We start from the raw sequence: 24,228 nt of genomic DNA, 5'->3' as shown, positions 1-24,228 counted from the left end.
TTCCAAAAGATCGATTTATGCCAGGATTTATGCCAAACCCTGATGGTCAAAGCGAAATGCTCTAAACCCTACTCTTTCAGCGATCCGACCAGCACGCCTTTGACGAAATATTTTTGGACGAACGGGTAGACCGCGATAATCGGCAGCGTCGCCACCATCATCGTCGCCATCGAGAGCGATTTGGTCGTCACGCTTTTCATCGCCGACATGCGGCTTTGGGCCGCCGAATCCAGCTTGGACATTTGCTCGGTCATAATGTTGGTGCTGAGAATTTGCTGCAGCATGGACTGGATCGGAAGCAGCTTTTCTTTCGTGATATAAATGCTGGGCAGAAACCACTCGTTCCAATGCGCAACCGCCGTAAACAGCCCCAATGTCGCAATGACCGGGCCGGACAAAGGCAGCACGATCCGGAAAAACGTGGACCAATTGCCGCAGCCGTCGATTTTGGCCGATTCCTGCAGCCCTTCGGGCAGCCCCATAAAGAAGGTGCGGAAAATGATCATGTTCCACACGCTGATCAAACCCGGGATGATAAACACCCAGAAGGAATCCATCAATCCGAGACCCCGCACCACCAGGAACGTAGGGATCAGTCCGCCGCCGAAATACATCGTGACGATGCACATCATCATGTAAAATTTGCGGCCGATCAGCTCCTTTTTGGTCATGCCGTAGGCGAAAACCGCGGTGCACAGGACGGAAAGGATGGTGCCCAGCACCGTCCTCATGACGCTGATCATAAAGGCGTTCAAAATCCGGTCATCCCGGAAAACGACGTAATAATTTTCGAGCGACCATTTGCGCGGCCAGAACGTCACGCCTCCGAGCGCCGTATCCATGCCGTCGTTCAGCGATATGACAAGCCCGTTCCAGAACGGATAAAAGGTGCTGAAGCCCAGCAGGATCAAAAAAACGTATACGAAACTAACGAATATCCTGTCGCCGATGCTTTTTTTGTACATTCGATTGCAGCCTCCCTGTCTTCTCCCAAGTCTATCAAACGACGCGTCTTACCACAGGCTGTTGCCGGATCTGCGCGCGAAGCCGTTGGCGAAAGCCAGCAGTCCGACGCTGATGGCGGCTTTGAACAGGCCGACCGCGGTCGCGTAGGAGAAGCGTTGATTCGTTATGCCCACCCTGTAAACGTAAGTGTCGATGACGTTGGCCACATCCCGCAGCACCGGATTCGATCCGAGCAGGAGGATGTCTTCAAAACCGGCGCTGAGCAGATTGCCGATCGCCAAAATCATGAAGATGGAGATGACGGGCATGATTGAAGGAAGGGTAATCATAAACAGTTGCTTGATTCGTCCCGCTCCGTCCATGGCAGCCGCCTCGTACAAACTCGGATTGATACCCGCGATGGCCGCCAAATAAACGATGGACCCGAAACCGATTTCCTTCCAGACGTTGGTTGTCACGAGAATGCTCCAAAAATACTCGGCTTTGCCGAGGAATCCGACCGGCTCTTTGATCAAATGCAGCTTTTGCAGCAAAATGTTCAAACTGCCGTTGTCCGTGGACAAGATCGACATGGCAAATCCGGCAACAATGACCCACGACAAAAAATGGGGCAGGTAGCTGACCGTTTGCACCACCCGTTTGAACACCATGTTCCTCACTTCATTCAGCATAAGCGCCAGAAAAATCGGCGCCGGAAAACCGATGCAAAATTTCAGCAGGCTGATAATGATCGTGTTGCGGATAATCGGCCAAAACTCGGGGGAGTGAAAAAACATGTTAAAATGCTTGAACCCTACCCAGGGGCTTGCCCAAAAACCGTCAAAAATGCTGTAATCCTGAAAAGCCATCAATACGCCGTACATCGGTATGTAGGAAAAAATGAAAATCAATATAAGCGCCGGCACGACCATCAGCTGGATGTCCCACTGCTTGGCCAGCCGGTAAGCGACTCCCCGCTTTTTCTTGACGTTCTCCACTTTTCTTAAGCTTGCGAGCTGCGCCATACGTTTCCCCCCTTGAAGTTATTGTAATCGCTTGCAGTAGGGGATTTCTATTTGCCTCGTCAACGAAATCTTATACATTTTACGGTTGATTCGACATTTTTTTGAGGGCGAGCCGCCGCGAACAAAAAAAGACCCTTTACACCGGGCCCGGCGAAAGGGTCTTGCCGATTTATTTTATCGTTTTGCCCGTACCGGGAGCGGAAATCGGTCCCCCGTCGTACCCAGGCGTTTTTTTGACGCTGATTTCGAATTTGCTGTCCAAATAAAACGATGCCGTGGCGGTGGATATGACCTGCGGATACATCTTTCCGGGCGCGGGCGTCGTAATATGGTAGTACGCTACGGCCTTCTGCCCCGAAAGAAATTCGATCCGGTCGACAGCGAGTCCGTACCCCGGATTCGGCATGTCCGGTTTGGATAAAACGATTTTGTTCACCTGGTCATTGACTTTCTCGATGCGGATCGACACATCGTCTTCGGCTTGACCGGGATCCTGGCTTTTATGGCTTTGAATGAACTGCAGCGCATTGTAGATCATTTCGGCTGCCTCCATGCGTGTAATATTTTGCTTCGGATGGAACCGGTTCTGTGCATCAAGTTCGGTGATGCCGGTCAACAGCAAAAATTGCAGTCCGGCCCGGTACTCCGGAGCCGTTTCGTCCTCATCCTTGACCAGCATGTACATTTCGGTCGTCGGATATTCTCCCGTCGCTTTTACCGCTTGGGTTAACATGCCGGCAAACCGCTCTCTTGTCAGGTTCATGTTCCAGTCGCGGATGTTGCTTACCGAGATGCCGTTGTCCGCTGCAATCGCGGCGGCTTGGGCAAACCAGGCTTTGGCCGGAACGTTCGCGGGCGGCGGCGGGCCGTCCACCTTCGCCTGCAGCTTCATCGCTTTGACGAGGAGCTGGACGCCTTGGGCTGCCGTCAAGGGCTGGGCCGGCGCAAACCGATCCGCGGACACGCCATGGATGATGCCTTGCGACTGCAGGGATGCTGCGATCTTTTCCTGTTTGGGGTCCTTAATATCCGAAAAAGCGTATGCGGATGATGCGGCTGCAAGGCAGCTGAATGCAATCAAGGCCGCAGCCGTTTTTTTAAATCTTTTCATCAAAGATCACCTCCACCCTTTCAGACGGGATGCCTGCCGCAAATGTTTCAAAATGTTGGCAATCCGCCGTTCGTCACGGATTCGCCCCGGATTTTTCCGATTCCTGGTCCAGTCCCAGCTTCGCATACAGCTCACCCGTATATTTTTGCAGCTTGCGTTCCAGCTCCTGGGCCTGGTCCTTGAACGCGGTCAATTCGCGAATCATTCTCGACCGCCCTGCCGGACTGAACGTTTCCTGGATGCGTTCTTTGAAATAATCGTGGACGATGTAATTCCGCTGTTTCCATACCTCTTTCAGCTGAACCGTCTCTTCCGCCGAAAACGGAAAATGATGCTGGATTTCGTGAACCAGCTGGCCCAGCGAATTGCTCAGCTTCTGGTGGTATAAATCGGCAAGATCCTCTTCGGTCGGCACCTTCCCTTGCGATACTTTCATCAGCATTAACAGGTTGACAAGCTGCTGCTCGAGCGCCTGCGAATAATAGACCGCGAGACCGAAGTAAGCAAATAATTCTTTGGAATGTTCGCTGTCCAAGAGCCGTGTTTGCTTCATCATACCCTCCTACCCATCAATACATGATGATTTCGTCATACCTCCATGTTAATGGATGTACCCTCATTCATCAACCGGCAAAGCGGGTGATCGGCTCAGGTACGGGCATCTCGCCGGACGGAAAGGAGCATGTAGACCAGTCCCAGCAGCAGCGTATAAGCCAAACCGTATCCCAATGTCAGCCATGTCTTATGGGGCGGCACCGCGCCGCCGTTCAGAAGGGCGTCCATCATCGGCGATGCGGGCGGAAAAATCCAGCGCAGCCACCGAAGCTGCTCCGGCAGCAAACCCGCGATCGATTTGGCCCCGATTGAGGCGATGACCAGAGCAAGCAGCAGCGCCACGGCCCTGGAGCCGTTCGGCATCCACGCCGACTGGAAAAACAACGCCAGCGAAGCGCCAAGCCCCCCCATAACCAGATGCCCGCAAACCGCGAGCAAAAATTCTCCGATCCGCACGGGCCTGTCGAACATTTGCGCCGCGATCGGATACAGCATGAAAATCGCCGTGCACATCGCCACCGGAACAAGCAAAGCCAGGATTTGGCTGAACAGATACCTTCTCATGCCGCCGATATGCGTGATATGCATCTGCTCCTGCTGCGGGCTTCCGTGGTTCAGGAAGGTCAAAGCGAGCCAGGCCGAGCCGACGAACAGAAACACGGAAGTGACGGCATAGCTGTCCATGACCGGATTAGGCTTGTAGGTATAAAGCAAAAACATGGCGATCAAGGTTGCCGCCAGCGGCGCGAAATAAGCATGTTTCCTCGTATAGCTTCTCAGCAAAAAACGGGATAACGCGAGCATCTTCCTCTCCCCCTCATCAGCGTGCAGCGGCTTGCAGCCGCTCTCCCATGCGGGCATCGATCCCTTCGGCCGGAATGACCGCCAGGACCGAACCGCCGCGATCCAGTATGATGCGCAAAACCTGGTCAATCGAATCTTCCTCTACTTGAAGCAGGTAAACATCCGAATCCGGCGCACAGTCGGCAACGCCGGGATGGGCGGCAATTTCCGCAAGCGCGTCGGTGCCTGGAATGCGGGCGGAAACCTGCGCAACCGCTCCCGGCTGCCGGCGTTCCTCCCGGGTTTCCTTCACGATCCGCCCTTCCTGGATGAGCAGCACCCGATCCGCCGCCCGTTCGATCAGCTTCGATTCATGAACCGACATGACGATGGCGGTGCCGTTCCTTTTTTGGGCGAGCAGCACGTGAAGCAGATTTTCCTGCGCCTTGACGTCCAGTCCCGACAGCGGCTCGTCCAACAGCAGCAAATCCGGTTGGCCGGCAATCGCCTGGATCAAATTGATTTTTTGCAGCATCCCTTTGGAAAATTGATTCATTTTGACATGCATGGCATGTTCCATATCCAGCTGGCGCAGCAAAACGTTTAACTCTTCCTCCGCCGCATGTTTATCCAATCCCCGGACGGCAGCCGCGCTCGACAGAAATTCCCATGGCGTAAAGACAAGCGGGGGAAACCGCTCCGGCACGTAGCCGATGCGGAGTGATCCGCCGGGCACCGCCCGCGTTCCCGACGTCGGACGGGAAAGTCCTGCCAGCAACCGCAACAGCGTGCTTTTGCCGGATCCGTTTTTGCCGATAAGCGCGATGCATTCCCCTTGCCTTACTTTCAGCGATATATTGTGCAGCACTTTGCGTCCGTTATACGTTTTGACGGTGTCCCGAAGGATCACCAAACCGTCGTCCCGACCTTCCGCTTCCCTTTTATCGGCCACAGCCGAAGCCACCTTCTTCCGGTTCATTTATTCGGAGGTCACATCCGTTCCGGCGTCTGGATGCCCAAAAGCCCCAGCGTCCGCGCGATCGTGCGTCCGGCCAGCTGTGTCAGCCGCAGTCTCGCTTTCCGAACCGACGTTTCATCCGTGACAATTCTTTCCTTATTATAAAATTGATTGAAGGATTGCGCCACATCGAGAGCATAACGCGCCAAAACGGACGGCTCCCCGCTGCGCACGCCCCGCTCCAATTGGTCCGGAAAACGGGTCAGCAGCTTCAGGAGTTCCCAGCCGGAATCGCCGAGATGGGCTGCGGCAGCGGTATATTCGCCTGTTCCGGCATCATCCGCCGGCCCGTCTTTTACGGCCGCCCCCTTCGCCAGTACGCTTTGTGTTCTCGCATAGGTGTACTGCACGTACGGACCCGTTTCCCCGTCGAAATTCAACGCGTCTTCCAGCGAAAAGTCCACTTCGTTCAGTCGATGGTTTTTCAGGTCGCCGAAAATGATCGCGCCGATGCCGACCGCCTCCGCAACCCGTTCCTTTTGCTCCAGCCCGGGATTTTTTTCGTTGATGATCGCCAGTGCCCGTTCGACCGCCTCATCCAGCACGTCCTCCAGCTTGACGATTTTGCCGCGGCGGGTGGACATTTTTTTGCCCTCGAATTTCATGAGCCCGAACGGCAGGTGGGTACAGCGATCCGCCCAATCCATGCCCATTTTGCCAAGGACGGCAAACACCTGCTGAAAATGCAGCCTTTGTTCGTTTCCGACGACGTACAAAATCCGGTCCGCTTTCATGACGTCATGCCTGTAGATGGCGGTCGCCAAATCCCTCGTCGGGTAGATGGTCGTGCCGTCTTTTTTCAAAATGAGGCATGGCGGCATGCCTTCGTCATCCAGCCGGACCACCAGCGCCCCGTCGCTTTCGACGAGCAGCCCTTTATCCTTCAAGGCTTTGACGACGGCAGGCATTTTATCGTTGTAGAAGCTTTCCCCGAGCGTGTAATCAAACCGGACGTTCAACCGTCCATACATCCTGTCGAATTCCTTCATGCTTACGTTGACGAAATAGGTCCATAACGCGCGGGCTTCCTCGTCGCCTTCCTCCAGTTTCCGGAACCATTCCCTTGCCTCCGGCTCAAGGGTATCGTCATGCTCCGCCTCTTCATGAAAACGGACATATAATTTCAGCGATTCGCCGATCGGGTCCGCGGCCAGCAGATCATCGTTCCCCCATCTTTTATAGGCGGCGATCTGTTTGCCGAACTGCGTTCCCCAGTCGCCCAGGTGATTGACGCTGACGATGTCGTAGCCCGCAAGCTTGTGCATGTTGTATAAAGCCGCCCCGATCATGGTCGAACGAAGATGGCCGATGCCGAAAGGTTTCGCGATGTTGGGGGAAGACATGTCGATGACCGCTTTGATGCCCTTCCCGGTTTGCGGCACCTTCTCCTGCGCCAGTTCATCCATCATCATGCCGCCGTAAAACTCCCGGTCGAACGTCAGATTGACGTACGGCCCTGCGGCGGCAGCCGTCATATGCGGGTGGCTGAACGCTTCGGCGATCGATCGGGCGATTTCCTGCGGCGCCTTTCGGAATGATTTGGCAAGCACGAAGCAAGGCAGCGCTACATCCCCCATCTCCGGGGAAGGCGGTATTTCAAGCAGCCCCGATATGTCGTCCGCTTTCAGCGGTACGTAGTTGTTCAGCGCATTTGCAGCCCATTGGTATAACATCAACAATCAACCTTTCTCTCTTTTTGATAAAACAAAAAAGCTCCCGTCTCCATAATAGAGACGAGAGCTGTATATCCCGCGGTACCACTCTAAGTAAACGAAACTTCGGCCGTACCGCCGGAAGGTTCGTTTCCCTTCATAACTTGTAACGGAGTTACCCGGACGGATCTACTTGCCTAAAATAACCCTGCATAGTGGTGCAACGGCATGGAAGCCGATTCAGGTACTTTATCAGGGGCTCCGGAAAATAAAAATTCATTTAGTCGTTTCCGGAAATCAGGCTTTGGAACCGCCGTCTCACGGGTGCGCTTCACGAAGGGGCATGTGCCGGCTTTCACCAATTCCGGTTCGCTGTCCATGCTTGCGGCCTTCCTTACTCTCCCGATCCCAGACGTTCGATTTCAAACTATTATACATACGGTAAAACGCAGAATCAAGCCCAATATCTCTTTTGGGTGCTTTCGCCCAGAGGCTCCGCAACACCTCGTCGTAACTTGCAGGGGTTATCCCTGCTAACGTTCCAACGCCCGCATGCCTTCTTCGATCGCGGATTTGGAAAAATGCTCGCCGATAAACACGACCACGTCCGGCACTTCGCCTTGCGGCGTAATCCGCAAAAAATCAGGCTCACGGAATGCGTATTGGAACAGGAACCGGCTCGCCGTATCGCTGAACGTCAACACGCCTTTGGCACGGTATACCTCGCGCGGCAGCCCGGCGACAAACCGCTCGAACTCCCCGCTGTCGACCGGGCCGCGCAGATAGTGGGTATACACCATGACATGGTCATGATGCGTATGGTTATGAGCCCCTCCCCCATCGTGTTTCCGCTCCCCCACTGCTTCCGTTTCTCCGGTGCGATGCCCGGGCATTTCCGGCTGGCGGATCTTGCCCCCAAGCGAGGCGAGCATATCGCCGATGTTTACCTCGCAGCGCACGGCCGGGAGCACGGGTGCAAAGCTATTCCATCTCGCAATGATGCTCCTAAGTTCCTCCTGCCCGTCCGCGTCGATCCGGTCCGTTTTGTTCAAAACGAGACAGGACGCCGCCCGGATTTGCTCCTGCATGAGCCTGAAGGTTTTCCCTTTTTGCTCCCGGTGCAGCTCCAGCAAATGAGCCGAATCGACGACGGTGATGACCCCTTTCAGGTCGATTTTCATATATAAAGCCGCTTCGGTTACACCGTCCAAAATTTCCATCGGATTCGCGATGCCGGTCGCTTCGACAACGATCACGTCCGGATGTTCCCTTTCGATCAGGCCGGCCATCTCCATGCTCAGGTCGCCGCGGATCGAGCAGCAGATGCAGCCGCTGAGCAGCTCGGTCATCGGTACCCGCTTTTCTACCAGCAGTCCGTCCAAATTTACGTCGCCGATTTCGTTCATGATGACCGCCGGACGCAGGCCTTGCTCCTGCCAATCGTTCACAAGCCGCTGCAGCAAGGTCGTTTTTCCGCTTCCCAAGAAGCCTGACAATATGTAAATGGGTGTCGCCAATTGCTTTTCCATGATCGTTCTCCTCTTGATCCCTCGAATTTTCATTGTACGGAAAGTGTACTACACGGCCGGACAAGCCGCAACCGCCTGCAGATTTCATAGGCATCCTCTGATCGAGGCTGGACATTTGCATGTTCGCGCCCAACGAGCTATCCTATAAAGACACATCAAAGGGAGAGGAGACATAAAGATGAGATCAGTGGATGAACATCGAAGCCAGGCGCCCGATACGGTATCATGCATGATCGTGACCGTATCGGATACCCGCACGCCGGAAACGGATGCCGGAGGACGTTTGATGAAATCCCTTTTGGAAGGCGCGGGTTACCAAGTGGTGCGATATGAAATCGTCAAAGACGACTATGAAGGGATTCGGGAGCTGATTCACGAAGCGGCGGGAAACCCGGAGGTGGAGGCGGTCCTATTGACGGGAGGCACGGGCATCTCCCCGCGGGATACGACGTATGAAGCCGTTTCCTCGCTTCTTGACAAGCGGTTGCCCGGATTCGGGGAAATATTCAGGTATCTCAGCTTCACGGAAGATATCGGACCCGCCGCGATTTTAAGCCGTGCGATCGCCGGAACGGTTGGCGGCACCGCCGTGTTCTCCGTCCCGGGTTCGACGGGCGCCGTCAAATTGGCGTTGGAACGGATCATCGTGCCGGAGCTGCGGCATGTCATGCGCGAAATTTACAAGAAAAATTAAACCACTAACCGAAATGGGCATTCTGGAATGGTACAAGGCTGACCCTGCGTGTTACGATCGTATAACAGAATGAAAAACAGGCCGGATGCTGTATGCATGCCGGCTTGTTTCGGTTAGAAATGCATCCGTTGAATCAGCGAATTGAATATTTCATGAACCTCGGTTTCGTATTTTCCTTTGTTTTTTCCGGAAGAAGTATAAATCAAAGCGACCTTGTCATGACCGTAAATCAGCGTTCTGGAGGTCGGGGTTTCAACCCGTTTTTGGTCTCCGTACCAGTTTTCGATCCGTCTGATTCGTTCCTTCTCGTCGGTAAAGACATGAAGCTTGATATACTGCTGCGGGTTTCCCCCGATATAATACATGTAGCTGATGTTGCCGCGTCCGTCCTCTGCATACGTGTGATGGGTCAATGGAATATTTTTTTCGCCGAAAGCCAGCTGCAGGTTGTTCAACAGTTGGCCGTTTAAGCCGCTGCCCTGCGTTTGCGCCCGAATGTTTCCCTCGGAATAGGAATCGAAATTATACAGTTTGACTTCCTTTTTGATGACGGTATGCTTGTCGCAGCCGACCGTTGCGGCCAGCAGCACGCAAGCGAGCAGCCATGCTAACCGTTTGTTCATGTTGATTCATCCCTTCCCCTGATACCGCTTCAAGCGGAAGACAGCCTAATATGGGCTTAGAATGCCAACATTCCATTCGGTTTATGCAGCGCGCCTTTTGCAAAATCTTAACATGGCAAGCCGCCGTTCATTCACTCAGGCGAGCCGGATGATCGTCCTTCCCACCGCTTTTCCCTGTAAAATGGACTGCAAAACCTCAGGCAATTCATGGAGCGTTGCTTCCTTGAGCCCTTGGCTTAAAGCCGCGTCCGGCTTCCATTCCCGCCCAAGCTTCTTCCAAACGCCGGTTCTCCATTCCTTCGGGCAAAATACCGAATCGATGCCAAGCAGCTGCACTCCCCGCAAAATAAACGGATAGACGGCCCCGTTAAATGCCGTTCCGCCCGTCAAACCGGACAGCGCCACCGCGCCGCCGTAATGGATGCATTTTAATATCTCTTCCAGCTGCGCTCCTCCTACCGGATCTACGGCACCGGCCCAGCGCTGCTTGCCGAGAGGGCCCGCCCCGGACACGACGTCCTCCCGTCCTATGACGTCGGTTGCTCCCAGACGCTTCAACCATTCCTGCTGCTCGCCGGCTTTGCCCGTGCTGGCTGTCACTTGAAATCCCGCCTTCGATAAAATGTCGACCGCAAAGCTGCCGACGCCCCCCGTCGCGCCCGTTACCAGCACCGGCCCCGCTTCCGGCGTCACGCCGCAGTGGATCAGACGGTCTACCGATAATGCGGCGGTAAAACCCGCCGTCCCGATCCCCATTGCTTCGCGCAGGCTTAAGCCGGTTGGGAGCGGAAGCAGCCAGTCCGCAGGAATGCGGGCATATTCGCTGAATCCGCCGTAATGGGCGGTTCCGAGCCCGTATCCGGTGCATAGGACCGGGTCCCCTTCGCGAAAATCGGGGTGGCTTGAGCTGGCGACAACCCCGGCAAGGTCGATTCCCGGCACCATCGGGTAGTCTTTGACGACTTTTCCTTCAGGCACGCTGGCCAGTCCGTCCTTGTAGTTCACACCCGAGTAATGCACTTTGACGAGCACATCGCCGTCCGGAAGCTGTTCCAAACGCATGTCCTCGATTTTTCCCTTCAACCCCTCGCCGTCCCGGCGGACCACGTAAGCTTTAAACTTTTCCATCGCTGCTGCCTCCTTATCAATTTCGCTTCGTTTAAAAAAAGATTCGGCGCGGAACGGATACATTCCTTTGCCGAATCTTTGATTATCGATTTGCCGTCATTCTTCCGTCTGCATAAATTCGGCCATCAGCTTTTGCTTCAGATCCCATACTTTTTCGCTCAAATTGACGCGGTAAATTTCCGGATTCAGCTTGCGCAAATATTCCGGCCAAAACAGATCCATTTGCTCGCGGTGATAGAGGCGGATTTCCTCCAGGGAAGGCAGATCGTACACCAGCTTCCCGTTTTCGAAAATTTGCTGCAGCATCGGAATGGCATCGTAATTTTTGACGTATTTTTGCAAATAAGGATGCTGCGGGTTAAACAGCTTCAACCGCACGCTGTCCCGAGGTTTTTCCTCGTCGGGAAACACGATGTAATCCGCCGTCGCTTTCGCGGTGACCCGGTCCACGATGCGGTAGACGTCCTTTTTGCCCGGCGTGGACACCTTCTCGGGGTTCCCGGAAATTTTGATCGTCGGAACCATTTCCCCGTTCACTTCATGCTCCACCAGTTTGTAGACGCCGCCAAGCGCGGGCTGGTCCGCGGCGGTGATGAGCTGCGTGCCGACTCCCCATGTATCGATGCGCGCTCCCTGCGCCTTCAAGTTCAAAATCGTATTTTCGTCCAAATCATTGGATGCGACGATTTTGACATAGGACAATCCGGCGTCGTCCAGCATTTTGCGGGCTTTGATGGACAAATAGGCGAGGTCGCCGCTGTCGAGGCGGATCGCGGACATTTTTTTGCCGGCGGACTCCAGCTTTTTGGCCGTCTCGATGGCATGGGGCACGCCGCTTTTTAACGTGTCGAACGTATCGACGAGCAGCGTCACCCCATCCGGCATTACCTTCGCATACGTGTCAAACGCTTCCTGCTCGGAAGAAAAGCTCTGCACCCAAGAGTGGGCATGGGTCCCTTTGGTCGGAATGCCGAATTTTTGCCCGGCCAGCATATTGGAGGTGGCATCGAATCCGGCGATATAGGCGGCCCGTGCGCCCCACACCGCGGCATCCGCTTCCTGCGCGCGCCGCGTCCCGAATTCGAGGAGAATGTCGTCCCCCGCGACCTGCTTCACACGCGACGCCTTGGTGGCGATCAGCGTCTGGAAGTTCATGAAGTTGAGCAAGGCCGTTTCCACAAGCTGGGCTTCCATAATGGTTCCTTCAACCCGAATCAGCGGTTCGTTCGGAAATACGAGCGCCCCTTCTTTCATGGAATAAATATTTCCGCAAAAACGGAACTGCTTCAGCTCCTCCAAAAACGCCGAGTCGTAATTTTCTTCCTGTTCGGACAAATATTTGAGGTCCTCATCCGAAAAACGCAAATTCGCGATATAATGAACGATCCGCTCCAGTCCGGCGAACACGGCATAACCGTTGCCAAACGGCAGCTTGCGGAAATACGCCTCAAACACCGCCTTCTGCTGATGGGACCGGTTTACCCAATGCGCGTACATCATATTGATTTGATATTTGTCTGTATGTAATGCCAGTCCTGCTGTTTGCATGCAGGCTTCCTCCTTTGTATTCCAGCCCTGCGGGGTCCGTTCACTCGTTGAAGCCGTCCGTTCGTTTCCGGATCGAACCTCGGCTTTGTTCACGCCTTAAGCGCAGCTGTATTGTATTCGACGCTCCTGCGGCCGTTTATGTGTAAATGGACAGCAGCGGCGCGTAATCCGTAAACCGGTACAGCTGGGCGGGACGCTGCGAGTATTGGTTCGAACTGAGCGGTTTGCCGTTTTCGTCGCGTACCTCTTCCAATATGCCCTGCCTGCTGCGGGTTGAGGTGATTTTCCGGATGAAATTCGGTTCGCTGAATTCAGGCACGACGGTCTGTATAACCTGATACAGCTCGCTCAGCGTAAACTGCTCGGGCAGAAACTGGCGGGCGATCGTCGAATGCAGCATTTGCTTTTGGATGCGCATATATGCGTCGCGGATAATGTCCCGGTGGTCAAAAGCAAGCTCCAGATCGTTCAGCGCTTCTTCGATGCCGAACAACCCCACCTCGCCGGCGTCATCCGCTGCTTGTCTGCTTTCAAGCATCCATTCCTCCACCAGGGCAAAAAAAGCATGGCTGATAATCCAGCCGCGCGGATCCCGGCCTGGCGTGCTGTATACCCCGAGGTATTCCAAATGGCCTCCGTCCACCCCGGTTTCTTCTTTCAGCTCACGTTTGGCCGCGTCGTAAATCGATTCGCTTTCACGGCAAAATCCGCCCGGCAAAGCCCACATACCCGCACAAGGCCAAGATTTGCGCCGGATTAACATCACTTTCAGCTCACGGATCGGCAGCGTTTTGGTCACCGTTTTCCGTTCCTTTTTTGTGAGCGTGAACATGACGATATCCGCCGGAACGCCGTCGGGCGTCCGGTATTTCTTCGCCTTATAGGCCTTTGCTTCAGGTGAAGTGTCTACTTCTTTCCGATGTTCGTTCATATCATCACCATTTATAGAGTATCTTTTTGATACTTTCATTATGATTTATATATAATAAATGTCAAGTACTTTTGCATTAAATCCAAATATAACCTCAAGCCGATTACTTGCGATGAACGATTCTGAAGGTCGCCGTGGCCAAACATCCAAGCGTGCCTTCGCCGTTATGAATACGGGCCTCTGTTGTCAGCGACCTTCCCGCCTTGTGAATCACTTTTGCCGTTACGATCAGCCTTCCCGTCGTCATGGCGGACATAAAATGCACGTTGATATTGGTCGTTACGCAGCTGTCCTGTTCGGCCGCCGCCGTTGCCGCCATGCCCATCGCCTGATCCATCAGCGACGTCAACACGCCGCCGTGAACGATCCCCATCGAATTGGTATGATGCTCTTTTGCGTCGAGGGCGATGACGATGTTTTCTTCGTCAGCCGATACGAATTCGCAGCCCAGAAAACCCCAAAACGTATTTTCGCCGCGGGCGATCATTTCTTCCAATGCGTTCATTTGCCGTTTCCCCCCATGCTGTTTGCAAAGATGCTAAGTTATTCCTTCATTGCCATTTCCAAAACAATTTGGTCCCGGCATGGAATGCCGTTTTCAAAAATCGGCTCAGGATAGTTGTTCACAAAATAGTCGCGCTCTATCCGAACCATACGGAATCCGCATTTTTGATACAACCCCAGCTGGTTCAAACTGGAATTGCCTGTCCGTACGATTACCTTATCATAACCCTGGCTTCGAGCTTCATGTATAGCGAATTGAATCAACTGTTTGCCAAGCCCTTTTCCCTGCCATGCCGGATCAACCGCCACGTTCATGATTTCCGCCGACGCGCGGTCAAGCGCCATCAGCCCGCATACGCCGACGATCTCTCCGCTTTCTTCAGCCACCGTCCAGCTGGATGCGTCCAAATATTTCTTCACTTGCGCCCAATCCGGGTCCGCCAGCAGCAGCAGCGACGCCGGCAGTTCCTCCTGCGGCAGCCTTGGTCTGATGGTCATCTGTCGTTCACTCCCATTTTATCAAAGGTTAGAATGCCATGTTACACACCCACGTCGTGGGGCTGTTTGCTGTGGTGCTTATTCAAAAACATTCCCGCCGACCGGAATCTTGGCTGCAAAAAAAGGCGCGGATACGCGATCCGCCGCCTTTCTGATCTCCTCTTATCCGCAGCTTGCAGGAGGTTCGTCCGCTCCCGCTTCCACATTGATTTTCTCCGAGACGGTATCCCGGATGACCGACATCACCAGCTGCAGCAAATAGTTGATGTCGCTTTGGCTTTGCTGAAATTCGGCTACGAGCGGAATAGCGTCGATCTCATCCTGAAGCTCTTCCATTTCCTTTTCGATTTTCGCTACCATTTGCGGGTTTTGGAACGATTCGAACGCCACGATTTCCTTCTGCCGTTTTTTGAGCGTTGCAATCAGCTGTTGAACATGCTCATGATTGCGGATTTTCTCCTCCGCTTTCTGGTACTGCTTTACTTCTTCGCTGCCCGAGATCAGCTCCGCGAGTTCCTTGGCTTTGGCCATAATATCATCGCGGATGATCAAATCCCTGGTATCATATGACATCATGCCCAAACTATTGATATGACCCTTTTCTCTCACCTTTCATTACCCCTATTCCGTTAATTTGGCTCTTAATGAGTTAATGCAGGAGCTTCGCTTGATTCGTTTACGATCTCGCCCTTGATGTACCAGGTCATCGCATCGGTGATTTTGACATGGACGAAGCTGCCGATGAGCGTCTGATCGCCTTCAAAATGAACCAGCTTGTTGGTGCGCGTCCGTCCCGACAACACGGAGGCATTCGTTTTGCTTTCGCCTTCGACGAGAACCTCCACGATTTGTCCGCGCAGACTTTCATGGCTCTTCCGGCTGAACTCCTCGACCGCGCGGTTCAGGCGCTGCAGACGCTCGCTTTTAACCTCCATCGGAATGTTGTCTTCCATGACGGCAGCCGGCGTTCCCTCGCGCGGCGAATATATAAAGGTATACGCGGAATCGAATCCGACCTCTTTTACGAGCGACAGCGTCTCTTCAAACTGCTCTTCGGTTTCGCCCGGGAAACCTACGATGATGTCCGTGGTCAACACGACGTTCGGAACGGCTTCTTTAATTTTGCGGACCAGCTCCAGATAAATTTCCCGGGTGTACTTCCGTCCCATGATTTTCAAAATTTCACTGCTGCCCGATTGAACCGGCAGATGGATATGCTCCACCAAATTGCCGCCTTTACCGAGAACCTCGACAAGGTGGTCGTCAAAATCGCGCGGATGGGACGTCGTAAAACGCACCCGCGGAATATCGATCTTCCGCATATCGTCCATCAGATCGGCAAAGGTGTATTTGATGTCGGTAAAATCCTTGCCGTATGCGTTTACGTTTTGGCCGAGCAGCGTAATTTCCTTAAAGCCTTGGCGGGCCAAATCGCGAACTTCGGCGATGACGTCCTCCGGACGGCGGCTGCGTTCCTTGCCGCGGGTCATCGGAACGATGCAGTACGTGCAAAACTTGTCGCAGCCGTACATGATGTTTACCCAAGCGCGGAGGCTTTCCCGCTTTTTCGGCAGATTTTCGATGATGTCGCCTTCCTTGGACCATACCTCGACGACCATTTCTTTGCTGAACAGCGCTTCCTTCACCAAGTGGGGCAGTCTGTGCAGGTTGTGCGTGCCGAAGATGATATCGACGAACCCGTGCTTTTGCATGATGCGGTTGACGACGTTTTCCTCCTGGGACATACAGCCGCATACGCCGAGCAACAGCTCAGGGTTTTCCTTTTTCAAATGCTTCAAATGGCCGAGCTCGCCGAAAACTTTGTCCTCCGCATTTTCGCGGATCGCGCAGGTGTTCAGCAAAATGATGGAGGCTTCCTTCCGGTCCTCGGTCGGCGTATACCCCATCTCCTCCAGCATGCCTTTGATCGTTTCTGAATCATGTTCGTTCATCTGGCAGCCGTACGTATATACGATGTAATGCTTGCCGTTTCCGATCCCGCGAAGCTCTTCCGGCACGGCGGTATCGTACAATACCTGAACATCCTCACGGCGGCGCTTCTTGCTTTGTCTATGGTTAGGCTCCGAAATAATATGAATTTCCCGACCTTTGATGCGGATGGTTTTGCCGTTTTCATCCTCTGACAGAACTTTGGCGTCGGAAAAATCAAAATATTTGGAGTAATCCTTCGTTTCCTTGGCCATGCTTTGATCACTCCTTCAATTCCCTTGGGGACAAACCTTGTCGCCTAAAATGGCATTCCAATAAATTATAGCATGAACGTCCATCGTTAGCCACTTTCCTTGCGGCTTAAAATTGCTATGAAACAAAGCTTTGCCCGTTGAATGACGATGCCTCCGTACCTTCTTTAGCCCTTGTTCAGCCTATGTAAAGTTAAAAATAAAAAACGGGAGATTTCTCTCCCGTTTCATGTCATCTTGCCGATCCGAAGCCGAATTAGTCAATGATTTCAGCGGTATCCCCGGTTTTGACGCCGGCCGCGTTTCCTTCATCGGTATCGATGTGCATGTCCAGCGCAAAGGAATCGGATACGCGGGCAATGACGTTTTCGAAAACGAGGCCGCGTTCGCCGCCGACACGAACTTTCAGCATCTGCTTGTCCGCGATTCCCCATTTTTCCGCGTCGGATGTATGGAAATGGATGTGGCGCGCTGCGACGATGACGCCCCGATCCAGCTCGATTTCGCCTTTAGGGCCTTTGACTTTAATTCCGGGCGTTCCTTCGATGTTGCCGGATTCGCGCACCGGCGCCTTCACTCCGATCGCAAACGAATCGGTGCGGGAAATTTCGAGCTGGCTTGCTTTGCGCGCAGGACCCAAAATTCTCACTTTCTCGAAGCCGCCCTTCGGTCCCATCACGGCAACCGTTTCATTGGCCGCGAATTGGCCCGGTTGGGACAACGGTTTAAATTCGGTCAATTGGTAGCCTTCCCCGAACAACACCTCGATGTGTTCTTGGGTCAGGTGAATATGTCTGGCGGATACGCCTACAGGTACAGTTTTACTCACGTGGATCACTCCTTATTTTTTCTCTATGATCTGTACGCCAAACCATTATACCTCCAATTACCCAAAAATAAAAAGGCGCTGCCGCTTAAGCAGGCGCCTTCATTCCAGTTTATTGCCGTTTCGCTACAAGATTGTCAATATTGCCGGGCGTTTGCCGCCTAACATTTGGCAGAAAAAGCGAGCATTGGAGGCATACCGTTTATACATCTACAGGATTTTGCAAAAATTTGATTCAAGCCGCTCCCGGGTACAATATATAGGCGAATTAATCCGTTCCGCTTTATATATTGCTGATCGAAAGTCGCTCCTTGGAGTTTTGCAAAATCCTCATTTAAAGCGCTTTTTTCGGAAGATATGCCGTCAAATACGAGAGGGCGTTGCCCGAAAACCATTTGCGGACCGTGCCTTCAGGATAATGCCGGCACAGCAGCTCGGCGAAATCCGGGTATTTACCGGAATGTTCGAGACCTTCGATCCAGGAATCGATGCCGTCAAAATCGGATCCGATCATCAGGCTGTTTTCGCCTCCAAGCGAGCAAATATGCTCGATGTGGGGAAGCAGCTCCTCGGGCCGCACGGGTACGGCTCCTTCTCCCTTTGCGCGCACGAACCACGGCACAAAGGTCATGCCGATCCGCCCGTTCATGGCGACAATCGCCCGAATCTGGTCATCGGTCAAATTCCGCGGGTGGTTGCAGACGGCTTTGGCATTGGAATGGGAGGCGATAAACGGACGCACGGTCCGTTCGGTCAGCTCCCAAAACCCGGCTTCGGACAAATGCGACACGTCCAGCAGCAGCCCCGTTTCGTTGGCCAATTCGATCAGCTTTTTGCCTTTTTCGGTAAATCCGCCGTTTCTTTGCTCAAGCACCCCGTCGGCCGCCCAATTGGCGTAATTCCACGTTATGCCAAGAAAGCGGACCCCCAGTTCATAACACATCCGCACGTAATATAAGTTGCCTTCGAACCCATCCGCACCTTCCACCGACAACATCCCCCACGGAAGGCGGCGCGGGCCGTTCTCGGCTTTTGACAAGGCCGCCTTTTCGAGCTCCTCCGCGTCTTCCTTCCATTTCAGCCATCGCATCCCTTCTCCGGCAGGCATGACTCTCGTTCTAAAGGCATCGATCTGGTCCAAAATGAATTCATAGCGGGGAATCCCCCAGCTTTCGGGCAAATACATCGCAAAACATTGCAGCATCACGTTCCCTTGCCGCATCCGTTCATAGGTCACATCAAGCTCGGCTCCGTCTTCAAACGCGATATTCGAATCCTCGCGCATTTTGCTCAGCACGTCGCAATGAAAATCAATCACAGGAAAACTCACGTCTATATACTCCTTTCCTCTGTCATCATCGAGGCTCATTTTATATATGGATTGCGCAAGATGCAAAAAAACCTGTCTATCCCATATAAACTGAATGCGAGTCACAGGACGCGGGTCCCGAATATCCGACTTGATTCAGCTTATATCAATAAACAGGTTTCAGCTGCGGATTGGCGATCGATCATCTTATCTAGGTTCCACGATCAGCTTAATCGCCGTCCGGTCTTCCCCATCTATAACGATATCCGTAAAAGCAGGAATGCAGATCAAATCAACTCCGCTGGGCGCCACAAATCCCCGGGCGATGGCAACCGCTTTAATGGCTTGGTTTAGCGCCCCCGCTCCGATTGCCTGCAGTTCAGCAGCACCACGTTCACGAAGCACGCCAGCTAATGCACCGGCAACAGAATTTGGATTGGACTTTGCTGAAACTTTTAATACTTCCATGGTAAGTACCTCCCCTGGGATTGTTGATGGTTAGCTTCCACATAATAGATGTTATTCGGGAGTGGTAAAATAATTCCTTCTTTTTGTCAATTTTACCGCTAAAATCACATCGATAGTCTTAGGCTTCCCACAACTCATTTCCTAGAGGTCGTTGCAAGGTCGTTGCATCTTAGCTCATGATCCAATCGTCTTCTAGCAGTCGGATTTTTTCCATTTTTTTCGCTTTTCCGGTCGACTCGTCCAGTTGAACAAACAAGCCGTGGAACTGCCATTTCCCTTTATCCACCTGAAAACGGACCGGCAGCTGGGTCTTGAACTTGCGCAGCACGGCTTCCCGTTCCATGCCAAGAATTCCATCCTTGGGGCCCACCATGCCCGCATCGGTCAAATAAGCCGTTCCTCCGGGCAAAATCGTATCGTCATTGCTTTGCACATGCGTATGCGTGCCGACGACAATCGAAGCGCGTCCGTCCAAATGCCAGCCCATCGCGATTTTTTCCGAGGTCGCTTCGGCATGAAAATCAACCAGGATGCACTTATGCTTTTTCCGAAGCTGATCGATGATTTCGTCGCTTTTGCGGAACGGGCAATCGATCGCCGGCAAAAACGTTCGTCCCTGCAGGTTGACGATCGCCAGCTCTTTCCCGTTCGCCTTGATGATCGCAGCCCCGCGTCCCGGCGTTCCCGGCGGAAAATTCGCGGGACGGACCATCCGCGGCTCATCATCGATAAAGTCAAAAATTTCTTTGTTGTCCCAAGTGTGGTTGCCCATCGTAATACCGTGTACGCCCCATTCGAAAAAGTCCTTGGCGATCGATTCGGTAATTCCGCGTCCTGACGCGGCGTTTTCCCCATTCACGATAATGATATGCGGATTATATTTCGCTTTCAGCGAAGGCAGCGTATCCTTCAACGCTTTTCGGCCCACGCTTCCGACGATATCTCCAATAAACAAAACGTTAATAACGTTCTCCTCCTTTAACGGATCGATTTTAAGATACTTCTGAAAAGATGAAAAAGTGGCCCTGACGCGGCCACTTTTCATAAACATTATTTTGCGTATTCAACCGCCCGGGTCTCGCGAATAACGGTAACTTTAATATGCCCCGGATAGTCCAGTTCATTTTCGATCGTTTTCGTGATATCCCGTGCCAGACGGAATGCTTCCGCATCGTCGATCTTCTCAGGCTGCACCATGACGCGAACCTCGCGTCCGGCTTGAATCGCAAACGATTTTTCGACGCCTTCGAAGGATTCGGAGATCTCCTCCAGCTTTTCCAGACGTTTGATATACGTTTCAAGCGTTTCGCGACGCGCTCCAGGTCTCGCTGCGGAAAGTGCGTCCGCCGCTCCGACCAGCATCGCGATAACCGAAGTCGCTTCCACATCTCCGTGATGGGAGGCGATGCTGTTGATAACCACCGGATGTTCCTTATACTTCTTCGCCAGCTCCACGCCGATTTCAACGTGTGATCCTTCCACTTCATGATCCAGCGCTTTTCCGATGTCATGCAACAATCCGGCGCGTTTGGCAAGAACGATGTCTTCCCCAAGCTCTCCGGCCATCAGCCCCGTGAGATAAGCAACCTCCATGGAATGCTTCAGCACATTTTGACCATAGCTGGTACGGAATTTCAGACGGCCCAAAATCTTGATCAGGTCCGGATGCAATCCGTGAACTCCCACCTCGAAGGTCGCCTGTTCGCCGTATTCGCGAATCCGTTCGTCGACCTCTTTGCGTGATTTTTCCACCATTTCTTCAATCCGAGCCGGATGAATTCGGCCATCCGACACGAGTTTTTCCAAGGCAGTGCGCGCAATTTCCCTGCGGATCGGATCGAATCCGGAAAGAATGACGGCTTCGGGCGTATCATCAATAATGAGATCAATACCAGTAAGGGTTTCAAGTGCGCGGATATTCCGGCCCTCGCGGCCGATAATCCGACCTTTCATTTCCTCGTTCGGCAATGTCACGACAGACACCGTCGTTTCGGCGACATGGTCGGCAGCGCAGCGCTGGATGGCAAGAGTCACGATTTCGCGCGCTTTCTTGTCCGCTTCTTCCTTCGCCTGCTGTTCGATGTCTTTGATCATTTGTGCGGTTTCATGCCTTACTTCCTGTTCCACATTGTTCAGAATGATGCTTCTGGCATCTTCCATCGTAAGGTTGGAGATCCGCTCGAGCTCAGCGACCTGGGTTTTATAAATCAAATCGATCTGCTGCTGAGTTTCTTCGATGCGCTTCTCTTTGTTAGCCACTTGTTCTTCTTTGCGTTCCAGCGATTCAATCTTTTTATCCAGCGACTCTTCTTTCTGCAACAATCGTCTTTCTTGCCGTTGAATTTCATTTCGACGCTCACGAGTGTCTTTTTCAGCTTCGGTACGGATTTTATGGACTTCGTCCTTGGCCTCCAATACCTTTTCTTTTTTCAGTGCTTCAGCTTCCTTCTTCGCATTATCAACAATTTGCAATGCAGCATGCTCAGCACTGGAAATTTTAGCTTCTGCAAGAGATTTGCGAATAAAATATCCAATCACGAACCCCAAGAACAATCCGGCAACAACGAGAATGATCCAAAGCAATGGATTAGGCATAATTTCACCCCCTCGTTGGTTCCTCCAAGGTATTCCTTGGGATTTTCTGCAGTTGTCCATTCAACACGTTTCATCATTACACTAATCGCAAATCAACGATTCTAATTTCCCGTGAAAACGGGCATTATCCATATGAAATAGCGTTGCTGAATCTTACAGAAACGAGCCTTTTTTGGAAGGAAAAAGGGCTCTTTTCGGTACAAGATTCATATTCATTTTAGTATTTGTGAAAAGATATTGTCAAGAGAGAGGCTTTCATAATATGTTAACATTTGCCTTAATCGAACGCAAAAGGCTCCTCGTTCTCCCCGGCTTCGCCGTCTTCGCGAACCAACCGGTTAATCACTCTTCGAACCAGCTCCCCGGAATAACCTCTTCGCATTAAAAAGGCGCCCGTTTTCCGTTTTCGGTCCATGCAGTCGCCGCGGGTCTGTCTCCATTTTTTCCTTCCGATGACCAAGCAGCTTTCAAATTCCTGCTCTTCGCTCACTTCCGCCAACGCTTCGGTGATTAGAAGGCTGTCGATCCCCTTCTGGCGCAGTTCCTGCTTGACCCAGGCTCTCCCCTTCCGCTGGCTGGAAATCCGCTGCTCGGCCCACTGCTTCGCGTACAGCTCGTCATTGATCAATCCTTCACGCTCCAGCCTCTCGAGCGCTTGCTCCGTAACAGCTTGCCCGAATTCCTTCTGCCGCAACCGTTCCTCCAATTCCTTTTTCGTCCGCTGCTTGCGCTCCAAAAATTTCAGCGCTTGAACGTATGCCCGCTGCTTCTCGTTGGCCAGCACGATCTCTTCAAGCTCCTGCTTTGTAAAAACGCTGCCCTTCAGCATCCGGAATTTGATCATCGTATCTTCATGGATAAGCAGCATGTATTCACCGAAAGAGATTTGGTATTGTCCCCTTTGCTTCGGATGCCGCTCTACAGCAGTGATGACCAAATCCTCGCCTTCCGGGAACCGGCTGATATCCGTTATTTCCGGCTGCATCCGCAACTTCTGTTCCTGCACGTTCGCATCCCTCCACCGTATCCGAAATGAAAGAAAAGGCGCTCTGACGGTTCGCCAGGGCGCCTTGGATTAAGGCTTAACTTTTATTCGAGCTCCAGCAATTCCTGTTCTTCCAGCTGCTCCGCTTCCAGCTCGCTGGCCGTCGGAGACGGAACAACAGTCGTAAGATTGCTTGCTTCGCGAATTTTCATCTCGATCGTATCGCAAATTTGCGTATTTTCTTTCAAAAATTGTTTCGCATTTTCGCGGCCTTGGCCCAAACGTTCGCCATCAAAGGAATACCAGGCACCGCTCTTGTTGACGATATCCAGCTCCGTACCGATATCGATAATGCTGCCTTCCTTGGAAATGCCTTCTCCGTACATAATGTCGATCTCCGCCTGTTTAAACGGAGGCGCGACCTTGTTTTTGACGACTTTGATCCGGGTCCGGTTGCCGACAACGTCATTGCCCATTTTGATGCTCTCGACGCGGCGCACATCAAGGCGCACCGAGGAGTAGAATTTCAAAGCGCGGCCGCCCGGGGTTGTTTCCGGGTTGCCGAACATAACGCCCACTTTCTCGCGCAGCTGGTTAATAAAGATGGCAATGGTCTTCGATTTGGCGATTGCACCGGACAGCTTGCGCAGCGCCTGCGACATGAGGCGTGCCTGCAAACCGACGTGGGAGTCGCCCATTTCGCCTTCGATTTCGGCCTTGGGAACAAGCGCCGCAACCGAGTCGACGACAATAATGTCGACCGCTCCGCTGCGAACGAGCGCTTCCGCGATTTCCAGCGCCTGCTCGCCCGTGTCCGGCTGGGATAACAGAAGTTCGTCAATATTAACGCCCAGCTTGCTCGCGTAAAGCGGATCCAAAGCGTGCTCCGCATCGATGAAAGCGGCTTGTCCGCCAACCTTCTGAACTTCCGCAATGGCATGGAGCGCCACTGTCGTTTTACCGGAGGATTCCGGTCCGTATATCTCAATGACACGGCCTCTAGGCAGGCCGCCGATGCCTAATGCTATATCCAAAGCAAGGGAACCGCTGGGAACGACTTCCACCTGCATATGTGTCGATTCACCCAGCTTCATAATAGAACCTTTACCGAATTGTTTCTCTATCTGACGAAGCGCGACTTCAAGCGCAGCACGACGATCTGACAATAAACTCACATCCTTCACCGTTTATATTGATATCATACCTTGTTTTGGAACGTTTGCCAAGCATTTTTTCGAACATACATTCGTTTTTTTATTCCGGTGCATTCTCCTTTCAGTAAGGGAGCTTGCGGTCCGGA

General features: G+C 52.8%; 25 protein-coding genes. 1 reads left to right on the top strand and 24 read right to left on the bottom strand.

Translation table 11 applies throughout. The annotated features are described in order from the left end of the window. Nucleotides 1–68 precede the first annotated feature (68 nt). From RJP21_RS13590 to RJP21_RS13550, 9 genes are all read right to left on the bottom strand, one after another. Nucleotides 69–965, bottom strand: a complete 897-nt coding sequence (locus RJP21_RS13590) for a carbohydrate ABC transporter permease (RefSeq protein WP_310859718.1) — start codon at nt 963–965, stop codon at nt 69–71. 48 nt (nt 966–1,013) lie between these two features. Further along, a complete protein-coding gene (locus RJP21_RS13585) occupies nt 1,014–1,970 on the bottom strand; it encodes an ABC transporter permease (RefSeq protein WP_310859717.1) in 957 nt (318 codons plus the stop codon). A 169-nt stretch (nt 1,971–2,139) separates the two neighbouring features. Further along, nucleotides 2,140–3,081, bottom strand: a complete 942-nt coding sequence (locus RJP21_RS13580) for an S-layer homology domain-containing protein (RefSeq protein ID WP_310859716.1) — start codon at nt 3,079–3,081, stop codon at nt 2,140–2,142. A gap of 73 nt (nt 3,082–3,154) precedes the next feature. Then, on the bottom strand, nt 3,155–3,637 hold the full coding sequence (locus tag RJP21_RS13575; protein ID WP_310859715.1) for a hypothetical protein: 483 nt from the start codon (nt 3,635–3,637) through the stop codon (nt 3,155–3,157). A 92-nt stretch (nt 3,638–3,729) separates the two neighbouring features. Beyond that, complete coding sequence (locus tag RJP21_RS13570) at nt 3,730–4,440, bottom strand: ABC transporter permease (protein WP_310859714.1); 711 nt, start codon at nt 4,438–4,440, stop codon at nt 3,730–3,732. A 16-nt stretch (nt 4,441–4,456) separates the two neighbouring features. Further along, the gene (locus RJP21_RS13565) at nt 4,457–5,371 is read right to left on the bottom strand and encodes an ATP-binding cassette domain-containing protein (protein ID WP_310859713.1); all 915 of its coding nucleotides are present in this window, start codon (nt 5,369–5,371) and stop codon (nt 4,457–4,459) included. A gap of 38 nt (nt 5,372–5,409) precedes the next feature. Continuing rightward, nucleotides 5,410–7,110: an arginine--tRNA ligase gene (gene argS / locus RJP21_RS13560; protein ID WP_310859712.1), complete on the bottom strand. Its 1,701-nt coding sequence runs from the start codon at nt 7,108–7,110 to the stop codon at nt 5,410–5,412. Nucleotides 7,111–7,286: 176 nt separating this feature from the next. Continuing rightward, nucleotides 7,287–7,469, bottom strand: a complete 183-nt coding sequence (locus RJP21_RS13555; protein WP_310859711.1) for a hypothetical protein — start codon at nt 7,467–7,469, stop codon at nt 7,287–7,289. A gap of 153 nt (nt 7,470–7,622) precedes the next feature. Beyond that, entirely contained in the window at nt 7,623–8,618 is a 996-nt protein-coding gene (locus RJP21_RS13550) for a CobW family GTP-binding protein (protein WP_310859710.1), read from the bottom strand. A 178-nt stretch (nt 8,619–8,796) separates the two neighbouring features. Here RJP21_RS13550 and RJP21_RS13545 point away from each other — a divergent pair, with 178 nt between their 5' ends. Further along, on the top strand, nt 8,797–9,312 hold the full coding sequence (locus tag RJP21_RS13545) for a MogA/MoaB family molybdenum cofactor biosynthesis protein (protein ID WP_397386214.1): 516 nt from the start codon (nt 8,797–8,799) through the stop codon (nt 9,310–9,312). 113 nt (nt 9,313–9,425) lie between these two features. Here the strand turns inward: RJP21_RS13545 and RJP21_RS13540 are convergent, their stop codons facing one another. The 15 genes from RJP21_RS13540 to recA all read right to left on the bottom strand — a co-directional run bounded on the left by RJP21_RS13540 (nt 9,426) and on the right by recA (nt 24,094). Continuing rightward, nucleotides 9,426–9,935 (bottom strand): hypothetical protein, encoded by a 510-nt coding sequence (locus RJP21_RS13540; RefSeq protein ID WP_310859709.1) that lies wholly within the window; start codon nt 9,933–9,935, stop codon nt 9,426–9,428. 135 nt (nt 9,936–10,070) lie between these two features. Beyond that, complete coding sequence (locus tag RJP21_RS13535) at nt 10,071–11,063, bottom strand: acrylyl-CoA reductase family protein (protein ID WP_310859708.1); 993 nt, start codon at nt 11,061–11,063, stop codon at nt 10,071–10,073. A gap of 96 nt (nt 11,064–11,159) precedes the next feature. Then, complete coding sequence (locus RJP21_RS13530) at nt 11,160–12,611, bottom strand: nicotinate phosphoribosyltransferase (RefSeq protein ID WP_310859707.1); 1,452 nt, start codon at nt 12,609–12,611, stop codon at nt 11,160–11,162. 136 nt (nt 12,612–12,747) lie between these two features. Continuing rightward, entirely contained in the window at nt 12,748–13,542 is a 795-nt protein-coding gene (locus tag RJP21_RS13525; protein WP_160037451.1) for an NUDIX hydrolase, read from the bottom strand. Between the two features lie 103 nt (nt 13,543–13,645). Further along, the gene (locus RJP21_RS13520) at nt 13,646–14,047 is read right to left on the bottom strand and encodes a PaaI family thioesterase (protein ID WP_310859706.1); all 402 of its coding nucleotides are present in this window, start codon (nt 14,045–14,047) and stop codon (nt 13,646–13,648) included. A 38-nt stretch (nt 14,048–14,085) separates the two neighbouring features. Beyond that, nucleotides 14,086–14,544, bottom strand: a complete 459-nt coding sequence (locus RJP21_RS13515; protein ID WP_310859705.1) for a GNAT family N-acetyltransferase — start codon at nt 14,542–14,544, stop codon at nt 14,086–14,088. Nucleotides 14,545–14,706: 162 nt separating this feature from the next. Then, nucleotides 14,707–15,120, bottom strand: a complete 414-nt coding sequence (locus RJP21_RS13510) for a YlbF/YmcA family competence regulator (protein ID WP_160038436.1) — start codon at nt 15,118–15,120, stop codon at nt 14,707–14,709. A gap of 65 nt (nt 15,121–15,185) precedes the next feature. Continuing rightward, a complete protein-coding gene (gene miaB / locus RJP21_RS13505) occupies nt 15,186–16,748 on the bottom strand; it encodes a tRNA (N6-isopentenyl adenosine(37)-C2)-methylthiotransferase MiaB (RefSeq protein ID WP_310859704.1) in 1,563 nt (520 codons plus the stop codon). Nucleotides 16,749–17,001: 253 nt separating this feature from the next. Further along, entirely contained in the window at nt 17,002–17,574 is a 573-nt protein-coding gene (pduL, locus tag RJP21_RS13500) for a phosphate propanoyltransferase (protein WP_160037447.1), read from the bottom strand. A gap of 331 nt (nt 17,575–17,905) precedes the next feature. After that, complete coding sequence (locus RJP21_RS13495) at nt 17,906–18,901, bottom strand: dipeptidase (protein WP_397386213.1); 996 nt, start codon at nt 18,899–18,901, stop codon at nt 17,906–17,908. 186 nt (nt 18,902–19,087) lie between these two features. Continuing rightward, nucleotides 19,088–19,348: a stage V sporulation protein S gene (locus tag RJP21_RS13490; protein WP_006286829.1), complete on the bottom strand. Its 261-nt coding sequence runs from the start codon at nt 19,346–19,348 to the stop codon at nt 19,088–19,090. 169 nt (nt 19,349–19,517) lie between these two features. After that, on the bottom strand, nt 19,518–20,312 hold the full coding sequence (locus tag RJP21_RS13485; protein WP_310859893.1) for a TIGR00282 family metallophosphoesterase: 795 nt from the start codon (nt 20,310–20,312) through the stop codon (nt 19,518–19,520). An 86-nt stretch (nt 20,313–20,398) separates the two neighbouring features. Then, the gene (gene rny / locus RJP21_RS13480; RefSeq protein WP_160038431.1) at nt 20,399–21,943 is read right to left on the bottom strand and encodes a ribonuclease Y; all 1,545 of its coding nucleotides are present in this window, start codon (nt 21,941–21,943) and stop codon (nt 20,399–20,401) included. A gap of 277 nt (nt 21,944–22,220) precedes the next feature. Then, the gene (locus RJP21_RS13475) at nt 22,221–22,928 is read right to left on the bottom strand and encodes a regulatory protein RecX (protein ID WP_310859892.1); all 708 of its coding nucleotides are present in this window, start codon (nt 22,926–22,928) and stop codon (nt 22,221–22,223) included. Nucleotides 22,929–23,032: 104 nt separating this feature from the next. After that, nucleotides 23,033–24,094: a recombinase RecA gene (recA, locus tag RJP21_RS13470; protein ID WP_310859703.1), complete on the bottom strand. Its 1,062-nt coding sequence runs from the start codon at nt 24,092–24,094 to the stop codon at nt 23,033–23,035. Nucleotides 24,095–24,228: the final 134 nt, after the last annotated feature.

Origin of the sequence: Paenibacillus sp. VCA1 (assembly GCF_031583795.1) — a bacterium.
Classification (GTDB): domain Bacteria; phylum Bacillota; class Bacilli; order Paenibacillales; family Paenibacillaceae; genus Paenibacillus_AQ; species Paenibacillus_AQ albilobatus.
The sequence above is the reverse complement of the archived record's forward strand: the minus strand, read 5'-3'. Positions and strand labels throughout refer to the sequence as shown.